Raw genomic sequence first — 14,776 nt, forward strand, 5'->3', positions numbered from 1 at the left:
CGTTTGCCTGTTTCGCCGGGCGGCACTGCGTTTGCCCGGCCTACAAAACCCGTAGGCCCGGTAAGCGAAGCGCCACCGGGCAAAGGATGGGTTATTCCCAGAAATCCCTTGCGGGATCGAGCACCGGGCGAATGATGCCCGCACGTACCGTAAAGTCGCCGAAGCCTTCACCCGCTTCGCGCTCTTTCGCCCAGCGTCCGATAAGCACGTCGAGGGAATCGAGAATTTCCGGCTCGGTGATGTTCTCGCGGAACATACGCGGAATACGTGTCCCGATACGGTTACCGCCCAGGTGCAGGTTATAGCGACCCGGCGCTTTCCCTACCAGACCGATTTCGGCCAGCATCGCGCGGCCGCAGCCGTTCGGACAGCCCGTCACGCGCATAACAATATGCTCGTCCGGAATACCGTGTTTTTCCAGAATCGCCTCCACTTTATCAGTGAAGGACGGCAGGAAACGCTCGGCTTCGGCCATCGCCAGCGGACAGGTCGGGAACGATACGCAGGCCATGGAGTTTTCACGCTGCGGCTTCACCGCGTTCATCAACCCGTGCTCGTGCGCCAGCTCTTCAATTCTCGCCTTTTCGCTTTCCGGCACGCTGGCGACGATCAGGTTCTGGTTGGCGGTAATACGGAACTCGCCTTTGTGGATCTTCGCGATTTCCAGCAGGCCGGTTTTCAGCGGACGGCCCGGATAATCAAGAATACGGCCGTTTTCGATAAACAGCGTCAGGTGCCAGTTATTGTCGATGCCTTTCACCCAGCCGATGCGATCGCCGCGACCGGTGAATTCGTAAGGGCGGATCGGCTCAAACTTGATGCCCGCGCGACGCTCCACTTCTTCTTTGAACGTCTCGACGCCTACGCGCTCAAGGGTATATTTGGTTTTCGCGTTTTTACGATCGGTACGGTTACCCCAGTCGCGCTGGGTCGTAACCACCGCCTCTGCCACGGCCAGCGTATGCTCCAGCGGCAGGAAGCCGAACTCGCTCGCGGTGCGGGCGTAAGTTTTCTTGTTACCGTGCTCAATGGACAAACCGCCGCCCACCAGCAGGTTAAAGCCGACCAGCTTGCCGTTTTCGGCAATCGCCACGAAGTTCATGTCGTTGGCGTGCAGGTCGATATCGTTCTGCGGCGGGATCACCACCGTGGTTTTAAACTTACGCGGCAGGTAGGTCTGACCGAGGATCGGCTCTTCATCGGTGGTGGCGACTTTCTCCTGATCGAGCCAGATCTCCGCATAGGCGCGGGTACGTGGCAGCAGATGTTCGGAGATTTTTTTCGCCCACTCGTACGCTTCGGCGTGCAGCTCAGATTCGTACGGGTTCGAGGTGCAGAGCACGTTACGGTTCATGTCGTTGGCAGTCGCCAGCGCGTCCAGACCCACGGAGTGCAGCATCTGGTGCACCGGCTTGACGTTCTTCTTCAGAATGCCGTGGAACTGGAAGGTCTGACGGTTGGTCAGACGAATGCTGCCGTAGATTGTGTTTTCACCGGCAAACTTGTCGATCGCCTGCCACTGTTTCGTAGTGATTACCCCGCCCGGCAGACGACAGCGCAGCAGCATCGCGTGACGCGGCTCCAGCTTCTGTTCGGCACGCTCGGCGCGGATATCGCGGTCGTCCTGCTGGTACATACCGTGGAAACGGATCAGCAGGAAGTTGTCGCCTTTGAAACCGCCGGTCAGGCCGTCATTTAAATCTTCGGCAATGGTACCGCGCAGGTAGTTGCTCTCTACCTTCATGCGCTCGGCATCAGTCAGTTTGCCTTCGACCACCAGTGGGCCAGGATGTTTTTCGCTCATTAGTAGACATCTCGCTGATAACGGCGCTCTACGCGCAGCTCACTTAAAAATTCATCCGCCGTTTCGGCATCCATACCGCCGAATTCGGCAATCACTTCCAGCAGTGCCTGCTCAACGTCTTTCGCCATGCGATTGGCGTCGCCGCAGACATAAATGTGGGCGCCGGCATTGATCCAGCGCCACAGCTCTGCGCCCTGTTCGCGCAGTTTGTCTTGTACGTATACTTTTTCTTTCTGATCGCGGGACCAGGCCAGATCGATGCGGGTCAGCACGCCCTCTTTGACGTAGCGCTGCCACTCAACCTGGTAGAGGAAATCTTCAGTAAAGTGCGGGTTGCCGAAGAACAGCCAGTTTTTACCCGGCGCGTCGTCTGCCGCACGCTGCTGCATAAAGGCGCGGAATGGCGCAATACCGGTGCCTGGGCCAATCATAATCACCGGCGTTTCGGGGTTCGCCGGCAGGCGGAAGTTGTCGTTGTGCTCGATAAAGACGCGAATTTCACCCTCTTCTTCCACGCGGTCTGCCAGGAAGCCTGACGCCCCACCCGCGCGCGCGCGGCCTTCGATGTCGTAACGCACCACGCCAACGGTGATGTGGACTTCGTTTTCCACTTCCGCCTGCGAGGAGGCGATGGAGTACAGGCGCGGGGTCAGCGGACGCAGCAGGCCGACCAGCGCGTCAGCATCCAGCTGTGCCGGAGAGAAACGCACCATATCGACAATCGGCGTTGTCGCCGCGTATTGCTGTAACTTTGCCTTGTCCCCGACCAGCGGAAGGAGCGATTCGCTGCGGGTTAAGGTGGCGTAGTTTTCAACGGTGTTGGCGGTGTTCACCGTCAGTTCGAAATGCCACTGGAGCGCCTCGGAGATCGAGAGCGTTTTGCCATCCACGGTAACCGGTTCATCGCCTTTCAGCCACAGCAGCTCGACCAGCTCTTTCACCAGCGCCGGATCGTTCTGATACCAGACGCCCAGCGCATCGCCAGGCTGGTAACGCAGGCCAGAGTCACCGAGATCGATTTCGATATGGCGCACGTCTTTTTCTGAATCACGGCCCGTGATTTTCTGGTTTACCGACAGGCTCGCCGTCAGCGGCGCCTCTTTCGTGTAAGGGCTGGTGTGGATTTCGTTAACGGTGCCGGCTACGGTAACGGCGGCCTGCGCTGGCGTCTCTTTCGGGACGCGGGCCTTCAGCACCTCAACGATGCGCGCCCGCCATTCGGCGGCGGCAGCCTGGTATTCCACGTCAGCGTCTACGCGATCCAGCAGGCGCTCTGCGCCCAGCTCCGCCAGCTTGCTGTCGAAATCTTTACCGGACTGGCAGAAAAATTCATAGGACGTATCACCGAGGCCGAAGACGGCAAAGGCGGTGCCCTCGAGCTTTGGCGCTTTTTTCGAGAACAGGAACTTATGCAGCGCGACGGCTTCTTCAGCAGGCTCACCTTCCCCCTGCGTTGACGCCACCACCACCAGCAGTTTTTCTGACGCGATCTGTTTGAATTTATAATCCCCGGCGTTGACCAGGTTAACGTTCAGCTTCGCGGCGAGCAGGTCATCACGCAGCGCTTCGGCCACACGACGGGCATTACCCGTTTGCGAAGCGGAGATAAGCGTGATGGCAGGAATTTCAACGGCCGTTGGCGGTACGCCTGCCACAGCACCCGGCTGCTGGTTCAGCATTCCCCAGAAATAGCCGGAGACCCAGGCAAGCTGGGTGGGTGAAAAATCGGAAGTCGCGGCCTGGAGGCGCGCCAGTTGCTCCGGGTTAAGGGGAAGCAAATTTGAAGGTGGGGCCTGTGTTGTCATGCGTCGTTATGTTCCAGTAGCAAAGCGGACTTTAAGCGAATAAATCCAAACTGAAGATAAGGTTAACGGCGGGGATAATAACAATTAAAGAAGGGATGGAAATAATAAATAACCAAATGGACTAACCTGTTTTAGTTATCGTTCTTAACGATAAAAGCGATTAAATAACCATATGAAATAAAACAACAAAAATCGATAAACACCATGAATACGAGGCGTTGACCGTTCAGAGCCGTTTTAGTTAATGATAAAAATTGTGCTTTCCGGTACTATGCGGCGGTTTTTTCCGCATTCCTGAGAGCTATGATGTCCACCACACTGTTTAAAGATTTCACCTTCGAAGCCGCACACCACCTTCCACACGTTCCTGCCGGGCACAAATGTGGCCGCCTGCATGGACACTCGTTTATGGTGCGTCTTGAAATCACCGGTGAAGTCGATCCCCATACGGGCTGGATCATGGACTTTGCCGAACTGAAGGCCGCGTTTAAGCCGACCTACGATCGTCTCGATCACTACTATCTGAATGATATTCCGGGCCTTGAAAACCCGACCAGCGAAGTGCTGGCGAAATGGATTTGGGATCAGATGAAACCGCTTGTGCCGCTGCTGAGCGCGGTGATGATCAAAGAGACCTGCACGGCAGGCTGCGTCTACCGCGGGGAGTGAATCTCCTCCGTTTCGGCCTCAAGAGGCACGAGCGGCGTAAACTCATAGAGCACCAGCGCATTACTCTCCAGTGATTCTGTCAGTTGCCAGCCGTCATCAATGCGTTCATCGTATAGGGAAAGCGTTGGACGCGCTTTGTGCGCTATCCAGCGCCACATCTCTTCGTCAGGGCCGCTTTCGCTGCCTACCCCTTCAAGCAACGGATAGAGCGCGCCGTTATGCTGATCGAAAAGATGGCGTTTAATTCGCCAAATACCGCGCATTCCCTTCAGGTGTAAATGATACTGCTGGCGAAAACGCTGGATGAATGCTTCTTCACTGGAAAGGAGCGGATTAAAAACCACCACATTACGCAGCAGCAACTGGTAACCATTGTGATGGCGCGTGAGCAGAACACGCCCGTCGTTTACCAGCACCTCGCCCCGCAGGCGTTGCCAGAGCCAGAGTACCCAATAAACCGGCCGTGGGAGACCATGGTTGTACTGTAGCGCAAGGCTTGACGTATCGATGGTATTGTTCGCACGAGCTTCACCCTGAAGGCCCGAATTGAGCCAGAATCCCCCTAGCCAGACCTGTTCCGATAGCCCGAGCAGGCTCTGCATCAGCAGCGCCCCACGAAAAAACCAGCCGTTTGTCGCCCGCGTGTTCCCGGTTAGGGTATTCCAGGAGAGAAGCCAGACGGGAAGCGAACATTTGCGCAGACGAAGGGCGGCGATAATCTGGCGGATCTTCTGTACCGGATAATTTTCTGTAGAAGAGAGTTGGGCTGGCTCCCGCTGCGCAGGATCGAGAAGTTCATTGGCATCGGCTGAACAGGCAAGAAAATCGGCCTGCATCAGGATGGCTGAGCTGAACAGGGTATTGTCGCTCACGCCCGCGTTGTCGGGTGAAAATCGATGCCATAAACCAAACTTTGCCTGTGGCAGATAGTTGCGTATGACGTTTTGCTGCGCCAGCCAGACCTGCTCCCGGGTCTCCTCACTCGCCTGTGTTGACCAGTGCATGACAAAGTGCCAGCCCGCGGTGATCTCGGGCGAAAAATGATTGACCGACCGTTGTAAAAAACGGGCAAGTAGATCGCGACGGGTCGTTACGCCGGTGTGCAGCAGCACCGTCCATTGCTTTTTTGCCAGCCAGGTGAAGAGCTGATGCAGATTGTACCAGCAGGCGTAGCCCGCCATCTGGGGGTCATCCCACCCGGTGGCAAACAGACGGCTGCTGAGAAAAGGTTCGGCGATATCAATTCCCTCTATGGGAATGGCCTCATTTATCGCTTCAAGATTCTGACGAACGTCCTCACGCAGTAAATCGTCGAGCTCACGCAGGGTAATGACCACCCGCATACGACGCAGCGAGGTGGAGAGAGGATTAAGCTGCTCAAGATCCAGTGTCTGCTCCTGCTGCGGTCGATCGATAAGCGGGGAGGCTCCCCAGCCGCGCGCCACCGGTTCATTGAGCAGGCTAAACAGCTTATCCATGGCCACCGGATAGCGCTGCTCACACCTGTCCGTACGAACACGTGTGGCCTCCGGGTGCTGGCGTCGGGACTTACGAAACTCACCCGGGGACATATTGTGAACACGCCGAAACCGATCGGTCATCATACGCGTGCTGGCGAAACCCTGCTCAAGCGCAATCTGATGCAGCGGTCGGTTCGTCAGACGGAGCGCGTCAGCCGCCTTTTCCAGCCGCAGGGTGGTGATGTACTGCATGAAACTGATCCCCACCTCCTTTCTAAAGAGACGAGAGAGCCAGGCTTCAGAGACATATTCACTCGCGGCGATTTCCGCAAGCGTAATACGGCGAGAATAACTGGCATTGATCCGCTCTATCACCCGGGCAATGCGTTTGCTGTGCGCTGGGGAAAGTTCACGGGACAAAAACCGGGCGGGCTGCTGAAAGCGGCTGGTCAGCAACAGCAATATCTCGCTCAGCCAGCGGTACGCCTCCAGCCGGTAGCGGTGTGGATCGTTGATGAGGGTGACCACAAGAAGCTGGCGCAGCAGATCGCGAAGCGCATCGCATTGGGGCCAGACGCCTCCGGCTTCTGCCGGTATAGCGTAATCATGGACAAAAAAATCATTGCAGAGCTGGACCACCCAGCGCCCGGAAAGGGACACGCGCAGGGTGATATTTGCCGTTTCGCTCGTGAACTGCCAGCGCCGATGACGGTTGATGATGGCAAGGGTATTGGCCTCCAGGATGTCACGTCCCACATCGGTATTCAGCTCAGCCCGCCCTTCCAGCACCCAGAGCAACGTTAGCGTATCGCCTTCATCCTCCACCCAGTGGCGAATGTCCTGGATCTCCACCCAAAATTCATCTCCCCGCTGATTCATCTTTCCCCTCATCAAAGACAAATAATGACCGGCTCTTTTTTGTCATAACGGAATTGTATGAAAAACAATCAAAACAAAACCGTCGCTTTACAACAAAAAAATGCATTTTCTGGCAGTGCGATCGTCATAGACTCGAAATTATCACCGTTTGGCATAAAAAGGATAACAAAAATGACACATCCAATTATCGAAGCTCTGCGCGGCAAAGAAGCCCAGTTCACTGAATTACGTCGCTATTTTCATCAGCATCCTGAAATTGGTTTTGAGGAGCACAATACGAGCGATCGCGTTGCGGCGTTGCTTGAGGAATGGGGATATGAGGTTCATCGCGGCCTGGCGAAAACCGGTGTGGTCGGCACGCTGAAGGTGGGTAACGGGCCTAAACGCCTGGGTCTGCGCGCCGACATGGATGCGCTGCCTATGCAGGAAAACAGCGGCAAGGCCTGGAGCAGTACCGTTGAGGGTAAATTCCACGGCTGCGGTCATGACGGCCACACCACAACGCTCCTGTATGCAGCGGAGTACCTGGCACGCACCCGCAATTTTAACGGCACGCTGCACCTTATTTTTCAGCCTGCGGAAGAACTTCTGTATGGCGGACGCGTTATGGTAGAGGACGGTTTGTTTGATCTGTTCCCCTGCGACCACATTTTTGGTCTGCACAATATGCCGTCACAGCCCGTCGGAAAAATTGGTCTGCGCGATGGCGCCATGATGGCCTCATCGGACACCCTTCATATTGAGGTTAACGGCGTGGGGGGGCACGGCGCGGTGCCAGAACATACCGTAGATGCCACCCTGGTTGCCTGTCATATCACTATCGCTTTGCAGTCCATTGTTTCGCGCAATATCACCCCTTTTCAGCCTGCCGTCGTTACCGTAGGCAGCATTCAGGCTGGACATGCCCCCAACATCATCAACGACAAAGTATTGATGAAACTTACCGTGCGCACGCTGGATGAAAGCGTGCGGCAAACCGTGCTACAGCGCATCCATGATATCGCCGTTGCGCAGGCGGAAAGTTTCAATGCCACGGCTACCATTCGACACATTAATGGCAGCCCGGTACTGAAAAACAATCCGCAAGCCAATGAGATGGTGCGCAGCGTCGCCACCGATCTGTTCGGTCAGGATTCCGTCGCGGAGGTGAATGCGTTTATGGGCAGCGAGGACTTTGCGTTCATGCTCGAGAAAAATCCCAATGGCTGTTATTTCACCCTTGGCGCTGGCGATGAGCCTGACCGCTGCATGGTGCATAACCCGGGCTACGACTTTAACGACACTATTCTCCTCACCGGCGCGGCGCTGTGGGCCGCACTGACCGAACACTATCTGCGCTGATTCGCACCTTCCCGGGAGGGCTGCATTATGAGTACCGTTTCCCTGACAGACGCATCCGCCTACGCCGGTAACGATCGGCTGCTGGCGGGTATCGTCATGAGCGTTCTGACCTTCTGGCTGTTTGCCCAGTCGGTTATCAACGTGGTTCCGGCCATGCAGAATAGCCTCGACATTGCCCTCGAAACCCTTACGCTGGCCGTCAGCCTGAGCGCGTTGTTTAGCGGCTGTTTTGTCGTAGCCTGCGGTGGGTTTGCCGATAAGTTTGGGCGCATGCGCCTGACCATGACAGGCCTGATTTTGAGCATGATCGGAAGCGGTCTGCTGTTCATTTCATGGGAGCCCGTCCTGTTTCTGTTGGGAAGAGCGATACAGGGGCTATCCGCGGCCTGCATCATGCCCGCCACGCTGGCGCTGATTAAGACCTGGTATGAAGGGAAAGCACGCCAGCGCGCAATCAGCTTCTGGGTTATTGGTTCATGGGGCGGGAGTGGCCTGAGCTCGTTTGTGGGAGGCGCAATCGCCACCACGCTGGGCTGGCGCTGGATTTTTATTTTGTCGATAGTGGTGGCTCTGGTCGCGCTATTGCTTATCCGCGCGACGCCGGAAAGCCGCAGCCCTGATGCGTGTCGACACAAGCTGGATATCAGCGGCCTGGTGAGTTTTGTCCTTATGCTGGTGCTGTTCAATCTGTTTATCAGCAAAGGACACAGCTGGGGCTGGAGCAGCAGTTTATCGCTTCTTGTACTGTGTGGAGCCGTGATTGCACTGATGTGCTTTGTCGTTACCGGGCGGCGGAAGGGCGATGCGGCATTGATCGATTTCGCCCTGTTTAAAAACCGTGCCTATAGCGCCTCGGTATTCTCAAATTTCCTGCTCAACGGCTGCATTGGCACCATGATGATCGCCAGCATCTGGTTGCAGCAAGGCCATCATCTGTCACCGCTACAGACCGGTATGATGACGCTGGGGTATCTGGTTACCGTACTGGCGATGATCCGGGTGGGTGAAAAACTGCTTCAGCGCTATGGCGCCAGGCTGCCGATGATGACCGGCCCGCTGCTGACCGCAACAGGTATTACGCTGATTTCATGCACCTTCTTAAGCAAAGAGGTCTACATTGTCACCGTCTTTCTGAGCAATATTTTATTCGGGCTGGGGCTCGGATGTTACGCCACGCCCTCAACGGACACGGCGGTAATGAATGCCCCTGAAAACAAAGTGGGGGTGGCTTCAGGGATCTATAAGATGGGCAGTTCCCTGGGCGGCGCAATGGGGATCGCGGTCACCGCATCGCTGTACGCCCTATGGCTGCCGATGGGAACGGCCAGTGCCGCGCAGTATGCCTTGCTGTTCAACAGTGCGATTTGCCTTGGGTCGGCAGTCGTGACCTGGGCTTTACTGCCAACAACAAAAGCCCCGCGTTAAGCGGGGCCACAAAAGTATCAGGCAATGTTCAGATATTTGTGCGTCTGCATCGACAGGCGCCAGTTGCGGGCGATACAGGTTTCAATGCACAGACGGGTTGCATCGTCTTTCTGGCTGATAGGCTGTAGCGCGATCACGCGCTGCTTCTCATCCGTCAGCGTCGCCAGCAGTTCATCCAGCGCTTCGATGTCACGCACGCGCCCCACCGGATGTTTGATCTCATCCGCACGCTCAAGCGCCTGCGACAACACGTCATAACCGCCGCGCATATTCACTTTCGGTGAAACCGTTACCCACGTTGAATGGGAGCAGCGCACTTCATGGGTACCGCTGGTTTCGATCTGACAGCTATAGCCGTTCTTCTCGAGCAGTTCGGTGAGGGGCATCAAATCGTGAATGCAGGGTTCCCCGCCGGTGATCACCACATGCCGCGCCGTCCAGCCCTGACGACCAATAATGGCAAGCAGATCTTCCGCGCTGCCCGCGCCCCATTTATCGCTCTCTTTGGTTTTCGCCAGAATGCTGAACAGCGACACTTCCCGATCTGCGAGCTTATCCCACGTATGTTTGGTATCACACCAGGCGCAGCCAACCGGGCATCCCTGTAAACGAATAAAGATAGCGGGAACGCCGGTAAAGTAACCCTCGCCTTGCAGGGTCTGGAACATCTCGTTAATCGGGTACTGCATAGTCAACTCTGTTAAGGGAATAAACGATAAGTATCGCAGATCCCCGTCAGATGATCATGCTCCATCGGTGCTTTGCGCGCCAATTGCCGCCATAAACCGTTCCGTAATTTGCTGCGGTCGGGTGATCGCCCCGCCGACGACAACCGTATGCGCCCCCAACTCCAGACACCTGGCCGCGCGATCGGGGGTATCCACGTTACCTTCGGCAATCACGGGGATCGTGACGGCAGACAGCACCTCTTTCAAAAACGCGCAGTCATTATCCGGTAGCGAATGGCCCGCGGTCTCTGCCGTATAACCGTAAAGGGTGGTTCCGACACAATCAAACCCCAGCGCCTGCGCGGTCACGGCCTCCTGCACGGTGGCAATATCCGCCATCAGCAGCAGCGAAGGGTAACGGGTGCGGATCTGCGCGATCAGCATGTCCAGCGATACGCCACCGGGCCGTTTCCGGGCGGTCGCATCCAGCGCAACGATGTCCGGGGCGACCGCCATCAGCTCATCCACTTCTTTGAGCGTCGCGGTGATAAACACCTCGCTATCCGGATAGTCCCGTTTGATGATGCCGATGACCGGCAGTGAGACCAGCCCTTTGATAGCCTTGATATCCACCACGCTATTGGCGCGGATCGCAGCGGCACCGCCCTGGGCTGCCGCCAGCGCCATTCGCGACATAATAAACGGGCTGTGCAGCGGTTCATTTTCCAGCGCCTGGCAGGAGACGACCAGTTTTCCTTTCAGGTTATCCAGTACAGTTTTCATTACGATAAGATCTCTTCCACTTCGTTTTTGATAATGGTGACGTGCGGGCCATAGATGACCTGGACACCGTTGCCGCGGACGATAACGCCGCGCGCGCCGGTCGCTTTCAGTGCTGCTTCATTGACTTTGCTACCGTCTTTCACCGTGACGCGAAGACGCGTGGCGCAGCAGTCAACGTCATCCAGATTGTCTCTTCCACCCAATCCGGCGATCACCGCCGCGGCACGCTCGCTTTGCGGCAGGGTAGCCTCGTCAGCCAACGCCTCCTTTTCACGGCCCGGCGTGGCAAAATCAAAACGTTTAATCAGATAGCGGAAAGTACAGTAGTAAAGGAAGAACCACGGTACGCCTACCAGCGGGACGAACATCCAGTTAGTTTTCGCTTCACCCTGCAAAATGCCGAACAGCACGAAATCAATAAACCCGCCGGAGAAAGTTTGCCCGATGGTGAAATGCAGCATGTGCGCGAGCATAAACGCCAGCCCGTCAAACAGCGCATGAATGACGTACAGCACCGGCGCAATAAACAGGAATGAGAACTCGATGGGCTCGGTAATGCCCGTCAGGAAAGAGGTTAACGCCGCTGACAGCAGCAGCCCGGCTACGCGCTTCTTGTTCTCGGGTTTAGCCGTGTGGTACATCGCCAGGCAGGCGCCCAGCAGGCCAAACATCATCGTAATAAAGCGCCCGGACATGAAGCGCGACGTGCCCTCATAGAAGTGCTGGGTGTTCGGGTCCGCGAGCTGAGCGAAGAAGATCCGCTGCGTGCCCTCAACCAGGTAACCGTTAACAATTTCACTGCCGCCAAGCGCGGTGGTCCAGAACGGCAGATAAAAGATGTGGTGCAGGCCAAACGGGCCAAGCATGCGCAGGATAAAACCGTACAGCAATGTCCCCAGATAGCCGGTGGCATCCACCAGACCGCCAAGGCCAAAGATCAGCTTCTGAAAATGCGGCCAGACCACGGTCATCAGCGCGCCGACGAGTATCGCCGCCAGTGAGCTGATAATGGGAACGAAGCGCGAGCCGCCAAAAAAGCCCAGAAATTGCGGAAGCGCGATTTTATTAAACCGATGATGCAGTGCGCAGGTCACAAGCCCAATAACGACCCCACCAAACACGCCCGTTTCCAGCGTCTGAATACCCAGCGTCATGCCCTGCCCTACGGCGCCCGGGTTCTCATACGCCAGTTTTCCGGTCAGGATCAGCAGCGCATTGATAGTGGCATTCATCACCAGATAAGCGAGTAATGCCGCCAGCCCTGCCGTACCTTTATCATTTTTTGCCAGCCCAACGGCGACCCCAACAGCAAACAGTACCGACAGGTTTGCGAACACAATCGAGCCTGCACTGCTCATGATGGTAAATATGGCCTGTAGCCAGCCAACGTCTAAAAATGGATACGCGGTAAGCGTATTCGGATTCGATAGCGCCCCGCCGATCCCCAACAACAGACCTGCTGCGGGCAGTATGGCGATAGGTAACATAAAGGATTTGCCAAAGCGCTGCGCTTTTTCAAACCATCCGCCGGAAGACGCTCCGCTGAACATTTGCATCATTTTTTTATCCCCCCGGTTGTTGATGAAAATTTTTACCACATATAATTTTAATTGTGAAAATTACCACCAAAAACCAGGACGCCGATCATACTTTTTCGAAATGACTGGCATCTCTCCCCCGCTTTCCGCCACACTAGTTGGCAGAGAAACGCATTAAGGATCTAGCATGTCGGACCATGAAAACCTGCTGCTGAAGCTACGCCAGGAGGCTTCCGGGTACAGCCCAACGCAACAAAAACTGGGGGAGTTTGTTCTCAACGATCCTGCCAGGGTGCTCTACCTGACGATCACCGAGCTGGCGCGTGAAAGCGGCACCAGCGAGGCCAGCGTCACACGCCTTTGCCGCACGCTGGGCTGTAAGGGATATAACGAATTTAAAATGGCGCTTGCGCTGGATATTCAGCAGGGTTTGCCAGAGCGTCAGGCAGGAGATGCGATAGATAACGTGGTGGATGAGTCTGTCCAGGCGCTGCAAGATACCGCAAAACTCCTCGACCGGGCCCAGCTTGAACAGGCGACACTGGCCCTGCATCAGGCGCAATCAGTGCAAATTTACGGGGTGGCGGCCAGCGCGATTCTGGGGGAGTATTTGCATTACAAGCTGCTGCGACTCGGCAAACCTGCACAGCTGTTTAGCGATATGCATCGCGCCGCCATGAATGCGACGACGCTCTCGAAAGAGACGCTGGTGGTGGCCATCTCAAGTTCTGGCTCTACACGGGATCTGCTTCACGTGGTGAAACTCGCCCGCAAGCGTGGCGTTAAGGTACTGGCGCTCAGCAATACACCCCGCAGCCCGCTGGCCTCCCTGAGCGATTTACAGCTGGTTGCAGCCAAGCCCGAGGGACCGCTGAGCGCGGGTGCGCTCAATGCCAAGGTTGGCGTGATGCTGCTGGTTGAACTGCTTACCACTTCCCTTATTGCAGTAGACAGCCATTACGGTGACGTAAGCCAGCAAACGGCCAGCGCCACGCTGCCGCTTCTGCTATAGAAAACAAAAAACCCGCCGAAGCGGGTTTTTTCATAAGAACGAAAGTTCAGGCTTATGCCTGGCCTTTGATCTCTTTACGACCGTTGTAAGGTGCTTTTTCGCCCAGCGCTTCTTCGATACGAATCAGCTGGTTGTATTTAGCAACACGGTCAGAACGGCTCATAGAACCGGTTTTGATCTGGCCAGCAGCGGTACCCACAGCCAGGTCAGCGATGGTAGCGTCTTCAGTTTCGCCAGAACGGTGAGAGATAACAGCGGTGTAGCCAGCGTCTTTCGCCATTTTGATCGCAGCCAGCGTTTCGGTCAGAGAACCGATCTGGTTGAATTTGATCAGGATGGAGTTAACGATGCCTTTCTCGATGCCTTCTTTCAGGATCTTGGTGTTGGTTACGAACAGATCGTCACCAACCAGCTGGATTTTGTCGCCCAGTACTTTGGTCTGGTATGCGAAACCATCCCAGTCAGACTCGTCCAGACCGTCTTCGATAGAAACGATTGGGTACTGTTTGGTCAGGTCTTCCAGGAAGTGGGTGAACTCTTCGGAGGTGAATGCTTTGTTGCCTTCGCCAGCCAGAACGTATTTACCGTCTTTGTAGAATTCAGATGCTGCACAGTCCATCGCCAGGGTGATGTCTTTGCCCAGCTCGTAGCCTGCTGCTTTAACCGCTTCAGCGATAACAGCCAGCGCTTCTGCGTTAGAACCCAGGTTTGGCGCGTAGCCACCTTCGTCACCAACAGCAGTGTTCATACCTTTAGCTTTCAGAACTTTAGCCAGGTTGTGGAACACTTCAGAACCCATACGCACCGCTTCTTTCAGGGATTTCGCGCCAACAGGCTGAATCATGAATTCCTGAATATCAACGTTGTTGTCTGCGTGCTCACCACCGTTGATGATGTTCATCATTGGTACAGGCATGGAGTATTTGCCTGGGGTGCCGTTCAGTTCAGCGATGTGCTCGAACAGTGGCATACCTTTAGCAGCAGCTGCTGCTTTGGCGTTCGCCAGGGAAACTGCCAGGATTGCGTTCGCACCGAAGTTAGATTTGTTTTCAGTACCATCCAGATCGATCATGATCTTGTCGATGCCAGCCTGATCTTTGGCATCTTTGCCAACGATAGCCTGAGCAATAGGACCGTTAACAGCGCCAACCGCTTTCAGTACGCCTTTGCCCATGAAACGGGATTTGTCGCCATCACGCAGTTCCAGCGCTTCGCGGGAACCTGTAGATGCGCCTGATGGAGCAGCAGCCATACCGACGAAACCACCTTCCAGATGAACTTCGGCTTCAACGGTCGGGTTACCACGGGAGTCGATGATTTCACGACCGATGACTTTAACGATTTTGGACATTAGATTTTCCTCAGTACAAGTTAAACTAAAACTCCAGACAA

At 55.6% G+C, this 14,776-nt stretch carries 11 protein-coding genes; 4 read left to right on the forward strand and 7 right to left on the reverse strand.

The features are described 5' to 3' along the window. Positions 1 to 91: 91 nt before the first annotated feature. Both cysI and cysJ read right to left on the reverse strand, forming a co-directional pair. Positions 92 to 1,804 (reverse strand): assimilatory sulfite reductase (NADPH) hemoprotein subunit, encoded by a 1,713-nt coding sequence (gene cysI, locus L350_RS07080; protein ID WP_032625998.1) that lies wholly within the window; start codon positions 1,802 to 1,804, stop codon positions 92 to 94. Next, on the reverse strand, positions 1,804 to 3,609 hold the full coding sequence (gene cysJ, locus L350_RS07075) for an NADPH-dependent assimilatory sulfite reductase flavoprotein subunit (RefSeq protein ID WP_032626001.1): 1,806 nt from the start codon (positions 3,607 to 3,609) through the stop codon (positions 1,804 to 1,806). The genes cysI and cysJ overlap by 1 nt, the downstream gene beginning before the upstream one ends. 303 nt (positions 3,610 to 3,912) lie before the next feature. Here cysJ and queD point away from each other — a divergent pair, with 303 nt between their 5' ends. Continuing rightward, positions 3,913 to 4,278 (forward strand): 6-carboxytetrahydropterin synthase QueD, encoded by a 366-nt coding sequence (gene queD / locus L350_RS07070; RefSeq protein ID WP_006811776.1) that lies wholly within the window; start codon positions 3,913 to 3,915, stop codon positions 4,276 to 4,278. On the opposite strand, the gene L350_RS07065 is transcribed toward queD, so the two are convergent. Further along, on the reverse strand, positions 4,263 to 6,617 hold the full coding sequence (locus L350_RS07065; RefSeq protein WP_032626003.1) for a helix-turn-helix domain-containing protein: 2,355 nt from the start codon (positions 6,615 to 6,617) through the stop codon (positions 4,263 to 4,265). The genes queD and L350_RS07065 overlap by 16 nt on opposite strands. 171 nt (positions 6,618 to 6,788) lie before the next feature. On the opposite strand from L350_RS07065, the gene L350_RS07060 reads away from it, so the two are divergent. After that, complete coding sequence (locus L350_RS07060; protein WP_022649197.1) at positions 6,789 to 7,958, forward strand: M20 aminoacylase family protein; 1,170 nt, start codon at positions 6,789 to 6,791, stop codon at positions 7,956 to 7,958. A gap of 27 nt (positions 7,959 to 7,985) precedes the next feature. Beyond that, on the forward strand, positions 7,986 to 9,383 hold the full coding sequence (locus L350_RS07055; protein ID WP_032626005.1) for an MFS transporter: 1,398 nt from the start codon (positions 7,986 to 7,988) through the stop codon (positions 9,381 to 9,383). Positions 9,384 to 9,400: 17 nt separating this feature from the next. Here the strand turns inward: L350_RS07055 and queE are convergent, their stop codons facing one another. The 3 genes from queE to L350_RS07040 are packed head-to-tail and all read right to left on the reverse strand — an operon-like array spanning position 9,401 to position 12,393. Beyond that, entirely contained in the window at positions 9,401 to 10,072 is a 672-nt protein-coding gene (queE, locus tag L350_RS07050; protein ID WP_006811780.1) for a 7-carboxy-7-deazaguanine synthase QueE, read from the reverse strand. 54 nt (positions 10,073 to 10,126) lie between these two features. After that, the gene (locus L350_RS07045; RefSeq protein WP_032626007.1) at positions 10,127 to 10,834 is read right to left on the reverse strand and encodes an N-acetylmannosamine-6-phosphate 2-epimerase; all 708 of its coding nucleotides are present in this window, start codon (positions 10,832 to 10,834) and stop codon (positions 10,127 to 10,129) included. Beyond that, on the reverse strand, positions 10,834 to 12,393 hold the full coding sequence (locus tag L350_RS07040; protein WP_032626202.1) for a maltose/glucose-specific PTS transporter subunit IIC: 1,560 nt from the start codon (positions 12,391 to 12,393) through the stop codon (positions 10,834 to 10,836). Before L350_RS07040 ends, L350_RS07045 begins: the two co-directional genes overlap by 1 nt. Positions 12,394 to 12,559: 166 nt before the next feature. Here L350_RS07040 and L350_RS07035 point away from each other — a divergent pair, with 166 nt between their 5' ends. Next, positions 12,560 to 13,384 (forward strand): MurR/RpiR family transcriptional regulator, encoded by an 825-nt coding sequence (locus tag L350_RS07035; RefSeq protein ID WP_015571725.1) that lies wholly within the window; start codon positions 12,560 to 12,562, stop codon positions 13,382 to 13,384. Positions 13,385 to 13,436: 52 nt separating this feature from the next. Here the strand turns inward: L350_RS07035 and eno are convergent, their stop codons facing one another. Continuing rightward, the gene (eno, locus tag L350_RS07030; RefSeq protein ID WP_022649201.1) at positions 13,437 to 14,735 is read right to left on the reverse strand and encodes a phosphopyruvate hydratase; all 1,299 of its coding nucleotides are present in this window, start codon (positions 14,733 to 14,735) and stop codon (positions 13,437 to 13,439) included. Positions 14,736 to 14,776 lie beyond the last annotated feature (41 nt).

Source organism: Enterobacter sp. MGH 4 (assembly GCF_000534735.1).
Classification (GTDB): Bacteria; Pseudomonadota; Gammaproteobacteria; order Enterobacterales; family Enterobacteriaceae; genus Enterobacter; species Enterobacter intestinihominis.